Source organism: Janthinobacterium sp. GW822-FHT07A03, assembly GCF_058798815.1.
On the sequence record NZ_JBXAKW010000001.1, the window covers coordinates 327,298 to 346,656 of the forward strand.

The 19,359-nt window shown below is 63.7% G+C and carries 10 protein-coding genes; 9 read left to right on the plus strand and 1 reads right to left on the minus strand.

Going from position 1 to position 19,359, the window contains the following annotated elements; translation table 11 throughout:
• Positions 1–17: 17 nt before the first annotated feature.
• The 4 genes from rplI (at position 18) to AC1RJW_RS01500 (ending at position 3,768) form a co-directional block, all read left to right on the plus strand.
• Positions 18–473: a 50S ribosomal protein L9 gene (gene rplI, locus AC1RJW_RS01485; RefSeq protein WP_034783456.1), complete on the plus strand. Its 456-nt coding sequence runs from the start codon at positions 18–20 to the stop codon at positions 471–473.
• 135 nt (positions 474–608) lie between these two features.
• Positions 609–1,994 (plus strand): replicative DNA helicase, encoded by a 1,386-nt coding sequence (locus tag AC1RJW_RS01490; RefSeq protein ID WP_034750488.1) that lies wholly within the window; start codon positions 609–611, stop codon positions 1,992–1,994.
• Positions 1,995–2,088: 94 nt separating this feature from the next.
• Positions 2,089–2,715, plus strand: coding sequence for a DUF47 domain-containing protein (locus AC1RJW_RS01495; protein ID WP_010400015.1), 627 nt, complete (start codon positions 2,089–2,091; stop codon positions 2,713–2,715).
• 39 nt (positions 2,716–2,754) lie between these two features.
• Entirely contained in the window at positions 2,755–3,768 is a 1,014-nt protein-coding gene (locus AC1RJW_RS01500) for an inorganic phosphate transporter (protein WP_493044194.1), read from the plus strand.
• A 169-nt stretch (positions 3,769–3,937) separates the two neighbouring features.
• On the opposite strand, the gene AC1RJW_RS01505 is transcribed toward AC1RJW_RS01500, so the two are convergent.
• Positions 3,938–4,834, minus strand: a complete 897-nt coding sequence (locus AC1RJW_RS01505; protein ID WP_493042875.1) for an MBL fold metallo-hydrolase — start codon at positions 4,832–4,834, stop codon at positions 3,938–3,940.
• Positions 4,835–5,032: 198 nt separating this feature from the next.
• Here AC1RJW_RS01505 and AC1RJW_RS01510 point away from each other — a divergent pair, with 198 nt between their 5' ends.
• The 5 genes from AC1RJW_RS01510 to AC1RJW_RS01530 all read left to right on the plus strand — a co-directional run bounded on the left by AC1RJW_RS01510 (position 5,033) and on the right by AC1RJW_RS01530 (position 19,346).
• On the plus strand, positions 5,033–6,655 hold the full coding sequence (locus AC1RJW_RS01510) for a GAF and HD-GYP domain-containing protein (protein ID WP_493042877.1): 1,623 nt from the start codon (positions 5,033–5,035) through the stop codon (positions 6,653–6,655).
• A gap of 50 nt (positions 6,656–6,705) precedes the next feature.
• Positions 6,706–8,907: a CHASE2 domain-containing protein gene (locus AC1RJW_RS01515; protein ID WP_493044195.1), complete on the plus strand. Its 2,202-nt coding sequence runs from the start codon at positions 6,706–6,708 to the stop codon at positions 8,905–8,907.
• Positions 8,908–9,117: 210 nt separating this feature from the next.
• A complete protein-coding gene (locus tag AC1RJW_RS01520) occupies positions 9,118–10,728 on the plus strand; it encodes a ShlB/FhaC/HecB family hemolysin secretion/activation protein (RefSeq protein ID WP_493042879.1) in 1,611 nt (536 codons plus the stop codon).
• Positions 10,729–10,744: 16 nt separating this feature from the next.
• Entirely contained in the window at positions 10,745–18,619 is a 7,875-nt protein-coding gene (locus AC1RJW_RS01525; protein WP_493042880.1) for a YDG domain-containing protein, read from the plus strand.
• On the plus strand, positions 18,585–19,346 hold the full coding sequence (locus tag AC1RJW_RS01530) for a FecR family protein (RefSeq protein WP_493042882.1): 762 nt from the start codon (positions 18,585–18,587) through the stop codon (positions 19,344–19,346). Before AC1RJW_RS01525 ends, AC1RJW_RS01530 begins: the two co-directional genes overlap by 35 nt.
• The last annotated feature ends 13 nt before the right edge of the window (positions 19,347–19,359 follow it).

Here is a 19,359-nt window from a genome sequence, read left to right on the forward strand (position 1 = left end):
ATTCCTGGAGAAGAACTATGCAAATCATTCTGTTAGAAAAAGTTGTAAACGTCGGTAACCTCGGCGAAGTCGTCAAAGTCAAAGACGGTTACGCACGTAACTTCCTGATCCCGCAACGCCTGGCACGTCGTGCTACGGCAACCGCTGTGGCTGAATTCGAAGTCAAGCGCGCCGAACTGGAAAAAGCTGCTGCCGCCAAACTGGCCGCATCGCAAGCCCAGGGCGAAAAACTGAGCGGCCTGACCGTTCAAGTTGCTCAAAAAGCTGGCGTCGATGGCCGTCTGTTCGGTTCCGTCACCAACTTCGACATCGCTGAAGCGCTGACCAAGCAAGGTTTTGCTGTTGAAAAAGCACAAATCCGCATGCCTACCGGCCCGCTGAAGATCGTTGGCGAGCACAACGTTTCGGTTGCTCTGCACACCGACGTGGTCGTGGAAGTTGTTATCGCTGTCGTTCCAGACGCGAACGCGTAATCGTCTGCGGGCCTGGCCCGCAAGCGCTACCGCACTATGAAAAGCCGGGTTCGCCCGGCTTTTTTGTGGCCTTTTTTTCGCTCATTTTCAGCCCTTTATTTTTGCCAGTACGCCGAAGCGGGTATAATTCGCGCCATGAACGCCCCCTCTGATCCGCAACTGGATTCCCTCCGTATTCCGCCGCATTCGATCGAAGCAGAACAATCCGTTATCGGTGGTCTGCTGCGCGACAATGCCGCCTATGACCGCATCGCCGACTTCATGCATGCGGAGGATTTCTATCGCTATGACCATCGCATCATCTTCGAGCAAATCGTCAAGATGGTTAACGCTTCCAAGCCAGCCGATGTCATTACTGTTTTTGAAACCCTGACCCAGCTCGGCAAGGCCGATGATGTGGGCGGACTCGCTTACCTGAACGCCATGGCGCAAAACACGCCATCGGCCGCGAACATCCGGCGCTATGCCGAGATCGTGCGCGACCGCGGCGTGCTGCGCAAACTCATCACCGTCGCTGACGATATCTCCGGCACGGCCTTCAGCCCGCAAGGCAAGGAAGTCAAGCAGATGCTTGACGAGGCCGAGTCGAAGATTTTCGCCATCGCCGAAGAAGGCGCGCGCGGCGCCCAGGGCTGGACCGCCATCCAGCCCCTGCTGACGCAGGTGGTCGAGCGCATCGACGAGCTGTACAGCCGCGACAACCAGAGTGAAATCACGGGCGTGCCCACCGGTTTCATCGACCTCGACCGCATGACCTCCGGTCTGCAGCCGGGCGACCTGGTGATCGTGGCGGGCCGTCCGTCGATGGGCAAGACGGCGTTTTCCGTCAACATCGGCGAAAACGTGGCCATCGACAGCGGCTTGCCCGTGGCCGTGTTCTCGATGGAGATGGGCGGCGCCCAGCTGGCCATGCGTATGCTCGGCTCCGTCGGACAGCTCGACCAGCACCGCCTGCGCACGGGCCGCCTGAACGACGAAGACTGGCCGCGCCTGACGAATGCGATCCAGAAGATGAACGACGCGCAGTTGTACATCGATGAAACGCCGGCGCTCAACTCGATCGAATTGCGCGCCCGCTCGCGTCGCTTGTCGCGTCAATGCGGCAAGCTGGGCCTGATCATCGTCGATTACTTGCAACTGATGTCGGCCAATACCCCGGGCGACAACCGCGCCACGGAGATTTCCGAGATTTCGCGGGGCTTGAAAGGTCTGGCGAAGGAACTCGGTTGTCCCGTGATCGCGCTGTCCCAGCTGAACCGCTCGCTGGAACAACGTCCCAATAAACGTCCTGTCATGTCCGACTTGCGCGAATCGGGCGCTATCGAGCAGGATGCCGACGTGATCCTGTTCATTTACCGCGACGAGGTGTATAACCCCGACTCGCCGGACAAGGGAACGGCCGAAATCATCATCGGTAAACAGCGTAACGGTCCAATCGGCAGCATCCGCCTCACCTTCATGGGGCAGTACACCAAATTTGGCAATTACAGTGGTGGCCTGGCGCTTTACCAAGGCGACTAAGACTCAGCAGCACTGGCAATTCCATCGGCCGCCCCCGACAACGGGGCGGCTTTCTGTAGTAAATAACACGACTCAATGCTTAACGGAGAATGACATGTTTGGACGCTTGATGCCCACTGAGGGCAAGTTTTTTGAATTGTTTAACCAGCACGCGGAACTGTGCGTCAAGGGCGCCAAAGAGATGCTCGGCCTGATGACCAATTTCGACGACCTGGAAAACCGCGTGCATGCGATCGAAAGCATCGAGAAACAGGCGGACAAAGTCACCTACGCCACCGTGGAAATGCTGCACAAGACCTTCATCACGCCGATCGACCGCGATGACATCCATCAGCTGATCACGCGCCAGGACGACATCCTCGACCTGCTGGAAGATGCGGCGCAAACCGTCTCGCTGTACGACCTGAAAGCCGTCACGCCGGAAGCCAAGCGCCTGGCCGAACTGGTGCTGGCCTGTACCGAGAAAGTGCGCGACGCCGTCGCCATGCTGCACAACATGGACAACTCGCGCAAGATCGTCGCCATCTGCGAAGAGATCGACCGCCTGGAATCGGATGCCGACCACGTGATGCGCGCCGCCATGTCCAAGCTGTTCCGCGACGAGCCGGACGTGCGCAACCTGATCAAGCTGAAAGCGATCTACGAAATTCTGGAAACCGTGACCGACCGTTGCGAAGATGTGTCCAATATTATCGAAGGCATCATCGTCGAAAACGCGTAAGCGTTGGGCCTGTCCTGAACCAGAATCAGAAAAGAAACTATAATGACCATACAAATCAGCATCTACGTGCTAGGCCTGTTGATCGTCCTGGCGCTGCTGTTTGACTTCATGAACGGCTTCCACGATGCCGCCAACGCGATTGCCACGGTGGTCTCGACGGGCGTCTTGAAACCGCAGACCGCGGTTGCCATGGCCGCCACGTTCAACTTCGTCGCCATCTTCGTGTTCCACCAGCTGACCGTGGCCGCCACGGTGGGCAAGGGCACCATCGACCCGGCCGTGATCGACCAGTACGTGATCTTCGGCGCGCTGATGGGCGCCATCTTCTGGAATTTGTTTACCTGGTACTACGGCATTCCGTCGTCGTCCTCGCACGCCCTGATCGGCGGCCTGGTGGGCGCCGCTGTCGCCAAGTCCGGCACGGGCGCGCTGGTCGCGGCCGGCCTGTGGAAAACCGTGGCCTTCATCGTCATCGCACCCGTGCTGGGCTTCGTGTTCGGCTCGATCATGATGCTGATCGTGTCGTGGATCTTCGTGCGTTCGACGCCGCGCAAGGTCGACAAGTGGTTCCGCCGTTTGCAACTGGCATCGGCGGCGGCCTACAGCCTGGGGCACGGCGGCAACGATGCGCAAAAAACCATCGGCATCATCTGGATGCTGCTGATTGCCGCAGGTTACTCCAGCGCGGCCGATGCCATGCCGCCGATGTGGGTCATCATCTCGTGCTACACGGCCATCAGCTTCGGTACCCTGTTCGGCGGCTGGCGCATCGTCAAGACCATGGGCCAGAAGATCACCAAGTTGAAACCGGTCGGCGGCTTTTGCGCCGAAACGGGCGGCGCCATCACCCTGTTCGTCTCGACCGCGCTGGGCATTCCCGTGTCGACCACGCACACGATCACGGGCGCCATCGTCGGCGTCGGCTCGTCGCAAAAAATGTCGGCCGTGCGCTGGGGCGTGGCGGGCAATATCGTCTGGGCCTGGATCTTCACGATTCCCGCTTCCGCTTTCGTCGCCGCGGTTGCCTGGTGGATTGGCCACCACATTATGTAAGGCACCTCTGCAAACCTACTGCGCAGCCCACTATCGAATCTCCGTTGCTCACTGTACTAAAGTACAGCTCCGCTACTCAATCCGATATCGGGCTTGCTCGCTACGGTTTTCAGAGGGCCTTGGGCCAACTGGGCACATTTATAAAAAAGGAACCGTAAGGTTCCTTTTTTTATGCGCCGGCCAGTTCCACCGTCAGTCCCTCGCAGGCGAGGAACACCTGCAGGCCGGCCAGACGGCTCGCATAGCGGCCCATCACGTCGGCAAACACGGCTTCGAGCTGCTCGTCGCTACGGGTTGGTTCGTGGTGGGTGCAGTACAGGCGCCGCGCGCCGCAGCGCAGGGCCAGGTCGAAGGCGGCGTCGAAGGTGCCGTGGCCCCAGCCCTGCTTGCCCGGGTATTCCTCGCGCGTGTACGAGCAATCCATGATCAGCGCGTCGACGCCGGCGACCAGCGCGTCGATGCCGGCCTGGCGCTGTGCGTTGCGCGCCGCGCAGGCAGCGTGCTCGGCGTGGCCGGGCGGATGCAGGTTATAGAACGGTTCATGGTCGCCGCTGAAAAACAGCGAGGCGCCGCCGCAGTCGATGCGGTAGCCGAGGTTGACCACCGGATGGTTCATTTCCGCGCCGCGCACGCGTGCGCCGCCCACTTCGACGGCTTCGCCCGGTGCCAGGGTGCGGTACTCGATGCTGGCCGCCATGGCCGCTTCGCTGACGGGAAAATAACTGCCCTGCAGCTGCACCGCCATCACGTGTTCGATGCCGCGTCCGCTGATGCCGTCCAGCGCGCCATGCAGGCGCATGCGGTTGCCGGCCACGAACAGGGGCGAGAACATGGGCAGGCCGTGGATGTGGTCCCAGTGGCTGTGCGTGATGAAGACGTGCGCGTCGACGGGCTGGCCCGGCGGCAGTTGCTGCGCCAGCGCGAAGATGCCGCTGCCCGCATCGAGAATGATCAGGCTGTCGTTGTCGGTGCGCACCTCGATGCACGTGGTGTTGCCGCCATAGCGCGCCGTGCGCGGGCCGGGGGAGGGGATGGAGCCGCGCACGCCCCTGAACGTGAATTTCATTCAGTACCTTGTTACGGTGTAATTATTGTTGATTCTATTCTAATTAATGAGATTGGCGGCAACATTTATGTGTGTTGCAATACGGAAAGTTATTTCATTTTGTTGTGACTAAGTAATGTACAGTGCGCAGGGTGGCCGTTACACTGGCGCTTGCCGACTTCCCCTTTTTTGCTTGCCCATTTCCTGATTGCCACCAACATGCCTCAGTTGCACCCTGAGAAAATCGCCCACAGACTGGAGCAATTGACCGAACTCAGTGTCGCGCTCGGCCACGGCCTGGGCGGCGAGGGGCATGATATCGGCGCGTTGTTGCAGCGCATCGTGCTGCTGGCAAAAAGCATGAGCGGCGCCGATGGCGCGACCCTGTACCGGCCCGCGCTGGAGGGGCGCCAGCTGGCGTTCGACATCAGCGTCAACGACAGCCTGGGCATTGCGCAGGGGGCGGACATGGGCTTGCCGGGCGTGCCCCTGTTCGATGGCGCGGACCAGCCCAATCTGGCCTCGGTGGCAGCGTATGCGGCAAACATGCGCCGCAGCGTGAATATCGCCGACGTCTACCGCGACGAGGGCTTCAATTTTTCCGGCATGCGCGATTTCGACCGCCACCACGGCTACCACACGCAATCGATCCTGACCGTGCCCATGAGCGACCACGAGGGCGACTTGATCGGCGTGCTGCAGCTGGTCAATGCCAAGGATGGCGAGACGGGCCAGGTGCGCGCCTTTTCCTCCACCGACCAGCGTTTCATCGAGGCGCTGGCTGCGCAGGCAGGCGTGGCGCTGACCAATCAGCTGCTCATCTCTCAGCTGGAAGAGTTGCTCGAGTCGCTCGTTACCCTGATCAATATCGGCATCGACGAAAAGTCACCCTACACGGGACGGCACTGCCAGTTCGTGCCCGAGTTGACGATGCTGCTGGCCGATGCCGCGCATGCCACGCAAACGGGGCCGCTGGCCGATTTCCGGCTCAGCGACAACGAGCGCAAGCAGTTGTGGCTGGCCGGCCTGCTGCACGATTGCGGCAAGATCACCACGCCCGTGCACGTGGTTGACAAGGCCACCAAGCTGGAAACGATTTTCGACCGCATCGCCCTGATCGACACGCGCTACGAAGTGCTGCTGCGCGACGCCGAGATCGCGGCCCTGCGCCAGCAGGCGGCGCAGCCGCAGCAGAAGGACGCCATCGCCCGCGCGCTGGAGCTGGAGCAGGCGGCGCTGCGCGAGGAGCGCGACTTCATCCGCAGGGTCAACATCGGCGGCGAGAGCATGGCGCAGGCCGACCAGGAAAGAGTGCGGCAGATCGCCCGGCGCCGCTGGCGCGCGGCCGACGGCGAACTGCGCGATTTTCTCGATGCCGACGAGACGGAAAACCTGACCATCCGCGCCGGCACCCTGACGGCGGCCGAGCGGGCCATCGTCAACAACCATATCAGCGTGTCGATTCGCATGCTCGAAGCGCTGCCGTGGCCCAAGCACCTGCAGAAGGTGCCGGAATACGCGGGCGGCCACCACGAGCGCATGGATGGCAAGGGTTATCCGCGCGGGCTGACGAAAGAGCAGATGTCGGTGCCGGCGCGGCTGATGGCGATTGCCGACATCTTCGAGGCGCTGACGGCGCGCGACCGGCCGTATAAAAAGGGCAAGTCGCTGTCCGAATCGCTGCGCATCCTCGGCAATTTCAGCCTGAACGGACATATCGACCCGGAGCTGTTCGACGTTTTTATCCGCAGCAAGGTCTATCTGACCTTCGCTGAAAAGCACATGCATCCGAGCCAGATCGATGCCGTCGACGAGGCAGCCATTCCGGGCTATACCCCTTGAAGCTGCCGCTGGCCTGGCGCAAGCATGGCGCGCGTTTCGCGCTGGGCGTAATGCTGACGCTGGCCGCCGCCGTGCTGTGCCTGGCCGGGAATGAGAATATTGCCCGCCTCGATGCCATGCTGGGCGACTGGCGCATGCGCCTGGATGCGCCGCAGCTGGACCGCCGCATCGTCATCGTCGACATCGACGAGCAAAGCCTGGCCCGCGTGGGCCGTTTTCCCTGGAGCCGCGACGTGCAGGCGCGCCTGGTACGCCAGCTCACCGGCCATTACGGCGTGGCCGCGCTGGGTTTCGATATCTCGTTTCCCGAAGCGGACACCAGTTCCGGTTACGCCGTGCTGCAAGGCCTGGCGCGCGGCGAACTGGCCGGCGTGGCCGGCTTGCCGGCGCAGCTGGAAAAGCTGCGCCCGGCCATGGACTACGACGGCCTGTTTGCAGGCGCCATGCGCGGCCAGCCCGTGGTGCTCGGCTACAGCGTCTCGGGGCAGCAAAGGAAGGGCGTGCTGCCCAAACCCGCCTTCACCGTCGCCGATTTGAACGGGCGCACGGTCACGGCCTACGTGGCGCGCGGCTACGAAGCCAATATCGCGCCCCTGCAGGACGCCGCGCAGGGCGCCGGCATCTTCACGGCGCTGACCGATGCCGATGGCGTCGTGCGTTCCTCGACCCTGTTGCAGCGCATCGGCGACGGCTATTATCCTTCGCTGTCGCTGGCCACCGTCGCAGTCTACCTGCAGGCGCGCGCCATCGCCCCCCGTTTCACGGGCACGGCCGATACCCTGTCGGCACGCGAACTGGCCAGCGGCGGCCTCGAACACATCATGCTGTTTACGCCGCGCGGCGCGATGGCGATCCCCGTCGGCGAAGCCTTGACGACCACGGTGCAGTACCGCGGCGCGGGCGGCCCCGATGGCGGAGCCTTCCGCTACGTCTCGGCTGCCGACGTGCTGGCCGGCACGGTGCCGCCCGCGCTGCTGAAGGGCGCCATCGTGCTGGTGGGCACCACGGCGCCCGGCTTGAACGATATCCGCGCCACGCCCGTGAATGCCGAATATCCGGGAGTGGAGGTGCACGCCAACCTGATCAAGTCCATGCTCGACGGGCGCTTCAAGGCGCGGCCCGACTACGCGCTGGCGCTCGAACTGGTGCAGATCGTGCTGTTTGGCCTGCTGCTGGCGGGCGCCCTGGCCGTGCTGCCGCCGGCCGGCGTGATGCTGGCCACCATGGGCGCGCTGGCGGCCGCCATCGGCATCAATCTGTTCCTGTATGCTGCGCACGACCTGGTGCTGGGCGGCGCCGTGCTGTTGCTGCTGATCCTTGCGCTGTTCGTCGCCAACCTGGCCTGGGGTTATTTTTTCGAGGTGCGCAAGGGACGCGCGCTGGTGGCGCGCTTCGGCGAATACGTGGCGCCCGAGCTGGTGGCCGAGATGGCCGACGATCCGCGCCGCTACACCATGGAAGGCGAGAACCGCGAACTGACGGTGCTGTTTGCCGACGTGCGCGGTTTCACGGCCATTTCCGAGCAGCTGGCCCCGGCCGCACTGCGCGAATACATCAACGCATACCTGACGGCCATGTCGGAAGATATCCGCGACAGCCATGGCGGCACCCTGGACAAATACATCGGCGACGCCGTGATGGCGTTCTGGGGCGCGCCCGTCGCCTTTGGCGATCACGCCAGCCGGGCCGTGGCCAGCGCCCTGCTGATGCAGCAAAGCGCGGCGCGGCTGAACCAGCAGTTTTGCGCGCGCGGCTGGCCGGCGCTGCGCATCGGCATCGGCATCAATACGGGGCCCATGCATGTGGGCGACATGGGCTCGCGCATCCGCCGCGCCTATACCGTGATGGGCGACAGCGTCAACCTGGCCGCGCGCCTGGAAGGCGCCAGCAAGCTGTATGGCGTGGGCATCGTGGTGGGCGAGGCCACGCGTGCGGCGGCCCCGGACTTCCTGTACCGCGAACTCGACCGGATCCGGGTGCTGGGCAAGCAGGAAGCGGTGGCCATCTTCGAGCCGCGCTGCCTGCTGGCCGGCGCCGCAGCCGCCGAGCTGGCGCAGCTGGAGCGCTGGCACGCGGTGCTGGCCAGGCTGCGCGCGCGCGACTGGGCGCAGGCGGGCGCGCAGCTGGCCCGCCTGCAGGAAGACTTTCCCGACGATAGCCTGTACCGCCTGTACGCGGCGCGCCTGGAGCGGTATCGCCAGCTGCCGCCGCCTGCCGACTGGGATGGCGTGACAGAATTGCAGAGCAAATAAGCTGTCACCGCGCCGGGAAATACCCGCCATGGCGGCATTTTTCAGCATTCCCGGCGCACTGTTTGTTGCGTTGCGATAAAAATCAGTCAGAAATGTTAGAAATTTCTGACTGGAAACTAAAAGCCGTCTAAAATTTGGCTTCAATCCATTGCCGGACACGCTGGCGCCTGCGGGCCGCGCGCTTGTCCGGTTACACAAGAAATCCTTCACATGACATATCGTTTGGTGCACCTGCTTGCGGGTTCCGCGCTGCTGTTCGCCGTCGGCGCCGCCGGCGCCGCTGTTTCCATGGATGAAGCTGCTCCTGCCATGCAGGACGACGGCGTGCCGCGCTTCGAGATCGGCCGCTTCGACGTCCAGGGCAATACCCTGCTCACGTCCGCGCAGGTGCAAGCCTTGCTGGCGCCCTTTACGGGAGCGCAGCGCGATTTTTCCGACATCGCCCGCGCCGTCGAGGCGCTGGAAGGGGCTTACCGCGAGCGTGGCTACAGCGCCGTGCAGGTGCAATTGCCCGAGCAGGAGCTGGAGCGGGGCGTGGTGCGCCTGAGCGTGCTGCAAACGCCGCTGGGCAAGGTCGCCATCAGCGGCAACGTGCATGTGGACGAGGCCAACGTGCGGCGCGCCCTGCCGTCTCTTCGCGCAGGCGAGACGCCGAACTTGCCGGACCTGTCGCAAAGCCTGAAGCTGGCCAATGAAAACCCGGCGCGCAAGATCGAAGTGCGCCTGGAAGCCGACGAGCCGGCGGGCGCCATCGACGCCATCGTCACGGTAGCCGATGACAAGCCCTGGAAAGCCATGCTCAACGTGGACAATACGGGCAATGCGCAGACGGGCAAGACACATGTGGGCGTGGTGCTGCAGCATGCCAACCTGTTCGGCCGCGATCATGTTGCCAGCCTGCAATACACGAGCAGCCTGGAAAAGCCGGACAAGGTGGGCGTGTATGGCGCCGGCTACCATTTGCCGCTGTATGCGCTGGGCGATTCGATGGACTTTTTCGCCAGCTATTCGAACGTCGATTCGGGCAGCGTCTCGGCCGGCATTTTCGACCTGGCCGTCAGCGGCCAGGGCAGCATGGCCGGCATCCGCTACAACCAGAACTTTGCCCGCAGCGGCGATTTCGAACCCAAGCTCGTGTACGGCGTCGATTACAAGGCTTACCGCAACAGCGTGCAGCTGTTTGGCATGGAACTGGGTGCCGACGTCACCGTGCATCCGCTCAGCGTCAGCTACATCGGCAACTGGACCTTGCCCACGGGCGAGACCAGCGTGGCGGTCACCTTCGCGCACAATATCCCTGGCGGCAAGCACGGCGCGCAAGCCGATTTCGACCGCGTGCGCGCGCATGCCAAGGCCGCCTATAACACGCTGCGCCTGAGCGCCAGCACGGGCCGCGTGCTGGACGGCGACTGGCAATGGCGCGCGCTGGCCAACGCGCAGGTGACGCCGGACGCCCTGGTGCCGGGCGAGCAGTTCGGCGCCGGCGGCGCCGCATCCGTGCGCGGCTTTGCCGAGCGCGAGGTATCGAACGATTCGGGCGTCAACCTGAACCTGGAACTGTACACGCCGAACTGGTGCGGCCAGGCGCTCGCTTACCAGTGCCGCGCGCTGGCCTTCTATGACACGGCCTGGCTGCGCCGCAACCATGCGCTGCCCGGCGAAAGCGCGTCGCAAGGCATCAGCAGCGGCGGCCTCGGCCTGCGTTTGCTGCTGAGCCGCTACGCCAATCTGCAACTCGATTACGCCCATGTCGCCAATGGCGGCGACACGGGACAGCGGGGCGCCAACCGCCTGCATTTCCGCCTCGCCTTGGCCTACTAGCATCAGGATGAACACCATGCACAACCACGTCCAGCACGCCTCCATTTTCATCCTGACGCCTTCATTTGCTCCCCCCCTTGCGCCGCCCCTGCGCCGCACGGCGCTGGCGCTGCTGCTGGCCGGCTGTTTCGGCGCCGCGCAAGCCAATCCCGCCTTGCCGCAGGTGGTCAACGGACAGGCGACGTTCAACCAGCAGGGCAACATCTTCTCGATCACGAATACGCCCAACACCATCATCAACTGGCAGAGCTTTTCCATCCATGCGGGCGAAATCACGCGTTTCATCCAGCAAAACGGCAATAGCGCCGTGCTCAACCGCATCACGGGACAAGACCCCAGCAAGATCCTGGGCTCGCTCGAATCGAACGGCAAGGTCTTCCTGATCAACCCGAACGGCATCGTCTTCGGCCAGGGGGCGAAAGTGGACGTGAACGGGCTGGTCGCCTCCAGCCTGGGCATGACGAATGAGGATTTCCTGGCCGGCAAGCGCCAGTTCACGGCCGGCGGCGTGGCCGGCGGCGTCAGCAATGCGGGCCTGATCAACGCGGGCAAGGGCGGGCAAGTACTGCTGATCGCGCCGAACGTGGAAAACACGGGCATCATCACGGCGCCAAATGGCGAAGTGATCCTCGCGGCCGGGCGCAGCGTGCAGCTGGCCGATCCCGGCAATCCGCAATTGCGCGTGCTGGTTTCGGCACCAGCCGACCAGGCCTTGAACCTGGGCCAGATCATCGCCCAGGGCGGCAGCATCGGCATGGCGGGTGCGCTGGTCAGCCAGCGCGGCGTGCTCAACGCCAACAGCGCCGTCGTCGGCGAGAACGGCAGGATCGTGCTCAAGGCCAGCGGCAAGGCGCTGCTCGAAGCGGGCAGCGTCACCAGCGCCACGGGCGCGGCCGGCACGGGCGGCCAGATCCAGGTGCTCGGCGAACAAGTGGGTTTGCTGGGCAATGCGAAGATCGACGCCAGCGGCGCCACGGGCGGCGGCACGGTCTTGCTGGGCGGCGACTATCAGGGCAAGAACGCGGCCGTGCAGAATGCGCGGCAAGTACTCGTCGGGAAGGATGCCAGCGTCAATGCCGATGCGATTGTCAGCGGCAACGGCGGCAAGGTCATCGCCTGGGGCAATGAATCGGCGCAGGTGCACGGCAGCATTTCCGCGCGCGGCGGCGCGCAAGGGGGCGACGGCGGCTTCGTGGAAACGTCCGGCCATTACCTGGCCGTCGACGGCATCCGCGTCAATACCGGCGCGGCGCGCGGCAAGCGCGGCAACTGGCTGCTCGATCCGTATGATATCGACGTGGTGCAGGGGGCGGGCGGCAATCTGGCCAATGTCGATCAGTTCAGCGACATGCCGTCCACTGGCAGCACCAGCATCGGCGCCGATACGATCTCCGGCGCCACCAGCGACGTCACTTTGCAAGCCCTGCACCGCATTAATTTCAGCAGTTCGGTGAACATGCTCAATTCCGGCGTCAGCCTGACGGCACAGGCGGGCGAAACCATCAATGTGTATGCCGCCATCACCACCAATGGCGGCAATGTGACGCTGTCGGCGAATGACCGTACCAGCAACGGCGGCAACTATGGCTTGGGATCGAACGTCAACCTGAACGCTGCCATTACCAGCAACGGCGGCAATATTTCGCTGTCCGGCGCCAGCATCGAGGGAGCCGCCGCGGTGAATGTCGGCAACGGCAATCTGAGCTTGCGCGCGAATGAAGCGCTGGGCGGCATCAATCTGTCGGGCGGCGCCAGCCAGCTTGCTGGCAGCGGCATCGCCGGCCAGACGGTGACCCTGCAGGCCGACAATATCACCGTTGCCGGCGGCATCGACGTCGGCGGCACGGCGGGCGGCGCGAATGTCATCATCAAGCCCCTGAGCAGTTCGCGCGACATCGACCTGGGCACCAAATCGGGCACGGCCCTGAGTTTGAACACGGTTGAACTCGCTGGCATCTCGGCCGCGAAGCTGACCATTGGCGATGGCACGAATACGGGCGACATGCGGATATCCGATGCGCTCGCCAGGACCGGCGATCTGCACATCAATTCAGGTTCCGCCATCACCGCCACGGGCGCCGTGACGGTCGACGGCACGTTTGCTCTCGAAGGCGGTGCCTGGGTGCAAAACGCGGCGGTCCTGCCAGGATTTAGCGCCAGAAACTTCACCATCGGCAGCGGCGCCAGTTTCCTGCGCGTGGCCGGCGGCGACGGTGCCGCGACACCTTATCTGCTCGCCGATATCTATGGCTTGCAAGGTATCGCCAGCCTTGGTCTTGGCAACAGCTATCGCCTGGCTGGCAATATCGACGCCAGCGGCACCGTGAACTGGAACGATGGACAGGGCTTCATGCCGATCGCCGGCAGCGGCAGCGGTTTTTCCGGCGTGTTCGATGGCGGCGGATTTACGCTCAGCAATTTGAAAATCGACCGCAGTCTGGCCCCAAGTTCGGCGGCAGGCCTGTTTGGCAGCGTGCAGGGTGGCACCTTGCGCAACCTGACCCTGAGCGGCGGCAGCGTCACCGGCACGGCCAACGTGGGCGCGCTGGCGGGCGAGGTCGTCAGCGGCACTATCGACGGCGTGAACAGCAGCGTGGCCGTCAGCGGCCAGCGCAATGTCGGCGGCCTGGTGGGCAGCAACGGCGGCGCCATCACGCTGTCGGCCAGCAGCGGCGCCGTCACCGGCGTGAATGCCGATGGCGGCGGCGCCATCGGCGGCCTGGCGGGATCGAATGCGTCCGGCGCCAGCATCGCGACCTCGTACGCCACCGGCGTGGTGACGGGCGCGCGCGAGATGATCGGCGGCCTGGTCGGCAATAACCAGGGCGCGCTGAGCCAGTCTTATGCCACCGGCAATGTCACTGGCGCGCGCAGTATCGGCGGCCTGGTGGGCTTGAACGGCGGCACCATTAATGATGCGTATGCCAGCGGCGCCGTGGGCCGGGCCGGCATTGCCGATCCCATCCTGGTCCGGGAAAACATGGGCGGGCTGGTCGGTGAAAGCACGGGCAGCGTCAGCCATGTCTTCAGCAGCGGTGCCGTGACCGGCGACGGCTATGCGGCGATGGGCGCGGTGGCCGGCCGCGTGGCTACCGGTTCGCCGTTCGCCTATGGCTTTTTCAATTATGAAACGTCGCTGGTGCAGACCGATGGCGGCGGCTCCAGCGGCCGCAGCACGGCGCAGATGCAGCAGCAGGGCATGTTCAACGACTACAATTTCAGCAGCGTGTGGCGTATCTACGAAGGCTACACGACGCCGATGCTGAAGGCTTTCCTCAAGCCGCTGCAGGTGAACCTCTCGGGCAATGCCGCGGGCAAGGTCTATGATGGCCAGCTGGCCACCTTCCTCGGCTCGATCGGCTACGTGGGACTGCTCGACGGTGACGTTGGCGTGAATGGCAGCCTCGGCTACGGCAGCAACGCGCGCAACGTGGGCAGCTACGAAGCGACGGGCCTGTGGTCGACCAAGTACGACATCACCATGGGCGGCACGACCACCTTCGCCATCACGCCACGCGCGCTGACGGTGAGCATCGGCGGCAATGGCAAGATCTATGACGGCACCCTCGGCTACGATGGCGCCAGCTTTGTGCTGGGCAATGTGGTGGCGGGCGACAACATCAGCGTCAGCGGCAGCGCCGCCTTCCTCGACAAGAATGTGGGCACCAGCAAGACCGTGCACGCCAGCGGCCTGGCCCTGGGCGGCAATGAACTGGGCAACTACAGCCTGGCCGCGACGACGGCCGATGGTACGGCGGCCATCACGGCGCGCGTCCTGAACTATGGCGTCTCGGGCGCGCAAAGCCGCGTCTACGACGGTACCTTGCAGGCGGCCCTGAATGGCTATTTCGAAGGTCTCGTGACGGGCGACCAAGTGGGCATGGCCGGCTTGCAGGGCAGTTTCCGCGACAAGAATGTCGGCGCTGGCAAAACTGTCGATTATCAAGTGGCGACGGGCCACCTGACGGGCGCCGATGCGGGCAACTACGTGCTCAATGGAAATACGGGCAGCACGACGGCCGATATCACGGCGCGTACCCTGAACGTGAGCTTTAATGGCGTCAACAAGACCTACGACGGCACGACGGGCGCGCAAGTAAGTTTTGGCGACGACCGCGTTCAGGGCGATACCCTGACGGTGGCGGGCAGCGCCGCCTTTGGCAACAAGAATGCGGGTACTGGCAAGGCCGTCAATGTAACCAATGTGGGTGTGAGCGGTGCCGACGCCGGCAACTATGTGCTGAACAGCAATGCGGGCAGCACGACGGCCGACATCGCGGCACGTACCTTGAACGTCAGCTTTAACGGCATCAACAAGACGTACGACGGCACGACAGGTGCGCAAGTGAGCTTTGGCGACGACCGTGTTCAGGGCGATACCCTGACGGTGGAGGGCAGCGCCGCCTTTGGCGACAAGAACGCGGGTACTGGCAAAGCCGTTAATGTGACCAATGTGGGCGTGAGTGGCAGCGATGCCGGCAACTATGTGCTGGGCGCTAACTCTGGCAGCACCACGGCGGACATTGCGGCACGTACCTTGAACGTGAGCTTTACCGGCGTCAACAAGACCTACGATGGCGCGACGGGCGCGCAAGTGAGTTTTGGCGATGACCGCGTCCAGGGCGATACTCTGACGGTGGCGGGCAACGCTGCCTTTGGCGACAAGAACGCGGGTGTTGGCAAGGCTGTCACGGTGACGAACGTGGGTGTAAGCGGCAGCGATGCCGGCAACTATGTGCTGGGCGCTAACTCTGGCAGCACCATGGCCGACATCGCGGCACGCACCCTGAATGTGAGTTTCAATGGCGTCAACAAGACCTACGACGGCACGACGGGCGCGCAAGTGAGCTTTGGCGACGACCGCGTTCAGGGCGACGCCCTGACGGTGGCGGGCAGCGCTGCCTTCGGCAACAAGAACGCAGGGACTGGCAAAGCCGTTAATGTGACCAATGTGGGCGTGAGCGGAAGCGACGCCGGCAACTATGTGCTGAACAGCCATGCGGGCAGCACCACGGCCGACATCGCGGCGCGTACCTTGAACGTAAGCTTTAACGGCGTCAACAAGACCTACGACGGCACAACGGGCGCGCAAGTGAGTTTTGGCGACGACCGCGTCCAGGGCGATAGCCTGACGGTGGCGGGCAACGCTGCCTTCGGCAACAAGAACGCAGGGACTGGCAAGGCCGTCAATGTAGCCAATGTGGGCGTGAGCGGTGCCGACGCCGGCAACTATGTGCTGAACAGCAATGCGGGCAGCACCACGGCCGACATCGCGGCACGCACCTTGAACGTGAGCTTTAATGGCGTCAACAAGACCTACGATGGCACAACGGACGCGCAGGTGAATTTTGGCGACGACCGCATTCAGGGCGATGCCTTGACGGTGGCGGGCAACGCTGCCTTTGGCAACAAGAACGCAGGGACTGGCAAGGTCGTCAATGTGACCAGTGTGGGCGTGAGCGGTGCCGACGCCGGCAACTATGTGCTGAACAGCAATGCGGGCAGCACGATGGCCGATATCACGGCGCGTACCCTGAACGTGAGCTTTAATGGCGTCAACAAGACCTACGACGGCACGACAGGTGCGCAAGTGAATTTTGGCGACGACCGCATCCAGGGCGATAGCCTGACGGTGGTGGGCAGCGCCGCCTTTGGCAACAAGAACGCGGGTACTGGCAAGGCCGTTAATGTGACCAGTGTGGGCGTGAGCGGTAGCGACGCTGGCAACTATGTGCTGGGTGCCAACTCTGGTAGCACCACGGCCGACATCGCGGCACGCACCCTGAACGTGAGCTTTACTGGCGTCAACAAGACGTATGACGGCACGACGGGCGCGCAAGTTAGCTTTGGCGACGACCGCATCCAGGGCGATAGCCTGACGGTGGTGGGCAGCGCCGCGTTCGGCAACAAGAACGCAGGTGTTGGCAAGGCTGTCACGGTGACGAACGTGGGCGTGAGCGGAAGCGACGCCGGCAACTATGTGCTGGGCGCCAACTCTGGCAACACGACGGCCGATATCGGCGCGCGCGCGCTGAACCTGTCTGGCGTGGCGGGCAGCAAGGTCTACGATGGTACGACGGGTGCGCAACTGAGCCTGGGCGATGACCGTGTCGCTGGCGACAGCTTGATAGCCTCGGCAGTGGCCAACTTCGCGGACAAGAACGTCGGCGTAGGCAAGGCCGTGCAGCTGAGCGGCGCGACACTGACGGGCGCCGATGCGGGCAATTACTTTATCGTCTTGCCGGCAGGCTTGCTGGCCAGCATCACGCCCGCCAGCCTGACCCTGGCAGGCTTGAGCGCCGCCGGCAAGGTGTATGACGGCACGACTTCCGCCACTGTCAGCGCCACGGCGAATGGTGTGCTGGGCCAGGACATGGTCAGCGTGGTAGGCGGCAGCGGCAGCTTTGCCGACAAGAACGCGGGCGCGGGCAAGCTGGTGACGGCCAGCGGTTTCCGCCTCGCGGGCGCCGATGCGGGTAACTACACCTTGGAGACGACGGGCGGTACGGCGCAGGCAACGATTGCGCAAAAACAATTGTCGACCTGGGTGGGCAGCGGCAATGGCTTGTGGAGCGATGCCGCCAACTGGGATGGCGGCGTGGTGCCGGAAGGCGCGAACGTGCTGGCTGTCGACTTTAGCAACAGCAAGGGCATCGTCACCTACAGCGCGGCGGCCGGCAATACCATCCTGAAAAACCTGAACTCGGCGACGGGCTTGCTGCTGACGGGCGGCAGCCTGACCCTCGGTGAAAGCGCGCTGGACCGTTCCGTCCTGGGCGGCCTGGCCGGCCTGGAAATCAACGGCGGCAGCTTGCTGCTGAACGGCAGCCTGTCGGCGGACCGCTACGCGCAAGGCGGCGGCGTGTTGAGCGGCAATGGCAACTTGCTCGTCGCCAACAGTTTTAATCAGACTGCCGGCGCCATCCGGCTGGCGGGCCAGTTGGCCATCACGCAAGCAGCTGGCGACCTGCGCTTTGCCAGCCTGGCGGCCAACGATGTGCAGCTGAGCGCCTTGAACGGCGCCATCGGCCAGGACGGCGCGCTGCTCGCCGGCAGCCTGACGGCACGGGCGCAAAACGGCATCGTGCTGGGGATTGCGGGCAATCAGGTGGGCAGTTTTAATGCCAGCAATAGTGCTGGCGGCGGCATTGCGCTGAACAATACCTCGGCGCCGGGCACCTTGACCCTGGGAACGCTCACCACGGGCGCGGGCAATATCGCCATCGACAACACGGGCGGCGTTGTGGCTGGCAATGTCAATGCGAATGGCGGCAACGTCACCTTGACGGCGCACAGCCCCGTCTCCGTCAATGGCAAGATCGCGGGCAATGATATCGCCCTCAATGCCAGTACGGACGTGGTGCTGGGCGATGGCGCGCAACTGGCGGCAGCGCGCGATATCAGCCTGCTGGCAGGAGGCGACATCCGTGTCGGCGGCAATGCGAATATCGTTAGCGGCGGCAATTTCAGCGCCAACGCAGGCGCCAACGTGCGCTTTGCGGACACGGCCAGCGTCACCTTGCCGGCAGCGGCCAGCATGAGCGTGCTGGCGAAAACGGGCAGCATCACGGGCGACTCGGGTGTGCGCATCAACCGCCAGCGCAGCGGCGTGACCCTGTTGGCGCCGGCCGGCACGGTGAGCATGGCGGATGCCATCTTCCTGCCCGCCACGACCATCGACAAGCCCGTCATCGACTCCAGTATGAACGCGGCTATCGACGACGCCTTGCGCATCATCAAGCAGGCCGACCGCGCCAACACCCCGCTCGCATCCACGACGCCCGCCAAGCCTGATGACAAGAAGAAAGACAGCAAGGATGTTGCCGATGCCACAGATAAACCGACAGGATACAAATATGATGATGCCGCTAAAAAAATGTACTGCAATTAAGGCCTTCTTGTGGCTGGCCCTGATGTGCGTGGGCGTCCACGCCTGGGCAGGCCAGGTGGCCGGTACCGTCATGCAATTGAGCGGTCCGCTGATGGCGAAAAAGGCCGATGGCAAGGTGAAAATCCTGGCCATCAAGTCCGAAGTCGAGCAGGGTGACACCTTGCTGACGGAAAAGGAGACCTATGCCTTGATCAAGCTGATCGACAATAGCGAAATCACCTTGAAACCGAATACCAGTTTCGTGATCGAGCAATTCAGCTACACGGCCGAGCAGCCCGATGGCGACCATGCCATCTTCAGTCTGCTCAAGGGAGGCTTGCGTTCTGTCACGGGGCTGCTGGGCAAACGCAACAAGGAGCGCTTCGAGATGAAGACGCCGGCCGCCACTATCGGCATTCGCGGCACGACCTTCATTGCCAGCTATGTGCCGCCAGCGGCACCTGGCGGGCCAGCACTGCCCAATGCACCGGCGCCCGTGGCGCTACCACCCGGTTTGTATGTGCAGGTGCTTGATGGCCTGATTCATGTGACGAATCCAGCGGGTACGAGTAATTTTGCTGCCGGGCAATTTGGCTATACGCCCAACTTCAGGCAGCCGCCCGCGCCCTTGCCCGTCAACCCCGGCATCCCGTTCACGCCGCCGCCGGTCTTTTCATCGTCGTCACCGGGCCCAGGCAGCGCGGCAGGCGGCAGCAAGCCTGCCACCATCGACTGCGTGGTGCGCTAAGGTGTGCTGCAGG

Excerpts from the sequence above, each read along its gene's own strand:
- rplI (WP_034783456.1), top strand. The coding sequence starts at position 18 with ATGCAAATCATTCTGTTAGAAAAAGTTGTAAACGTCGGTAACCTCGGC.
- AC1RJW_RS01490 (WP_034750488.1), top strand. The coding sequence starts at position 609 with ATGAACGCCCCCTCTGATCCGCAACTGGATTCCCTCCGTATTCCGCCG.
- AC1RJW_RS01495 (WP_010400015.1), top strand. The coding sequence starts at position 2,089 with ATGTTTGGACGCTTGATGCCCACTGAGGGCAAGTTTTTTGAATTGTTT.
- AC1RJW_RS01505 (WP_493042875.1), bottom strand. The coding sequence starts at position 4,834 with ATGAAATTCACGTTCAGGGGCGTGCGCGGCTCCATCCCCTCCCCCGGC.
- AC1RJW_RS01510 (WP_493042877.1), top strand. The coding sequence starts at position 5,033 with ATGCCTCAGTTGCACCCTGAGAAAATCGCCCACAGACTGGAGCAATTG.
- AC1RJW_RS01515 (WP_493044195.1), top strand. The coding sequence starts at position 6,706 with ATGCTGACGCTGGCCGCCGCCGTGCTGTGCCTGGCCGGGAATGAGAAT.
- AC1RJW_RS01520 (WP_493042879.1), top strand. The coding sequence starts at position 9,118 with ATGACATATCGTTTGGTGCACCTGCTTGCGGGTTCCGCGCTGCTGTTC.
- AC1RJW_RS01525 (WP_493042880.1), top strand. The coding sequence starts at position 10,745 with ATGCACAACCACGTCCAGCACGCCTCCATTTTCATCCTGACGCCTTCA.
- AC1RJW_RS01530 (WP_493042882.1), top strand. The coding sequence starts at position 18,585 with ATGATGATGCCGCTAAAAAAATGTACTGCAATTAAGGCCTTCTTGTGG.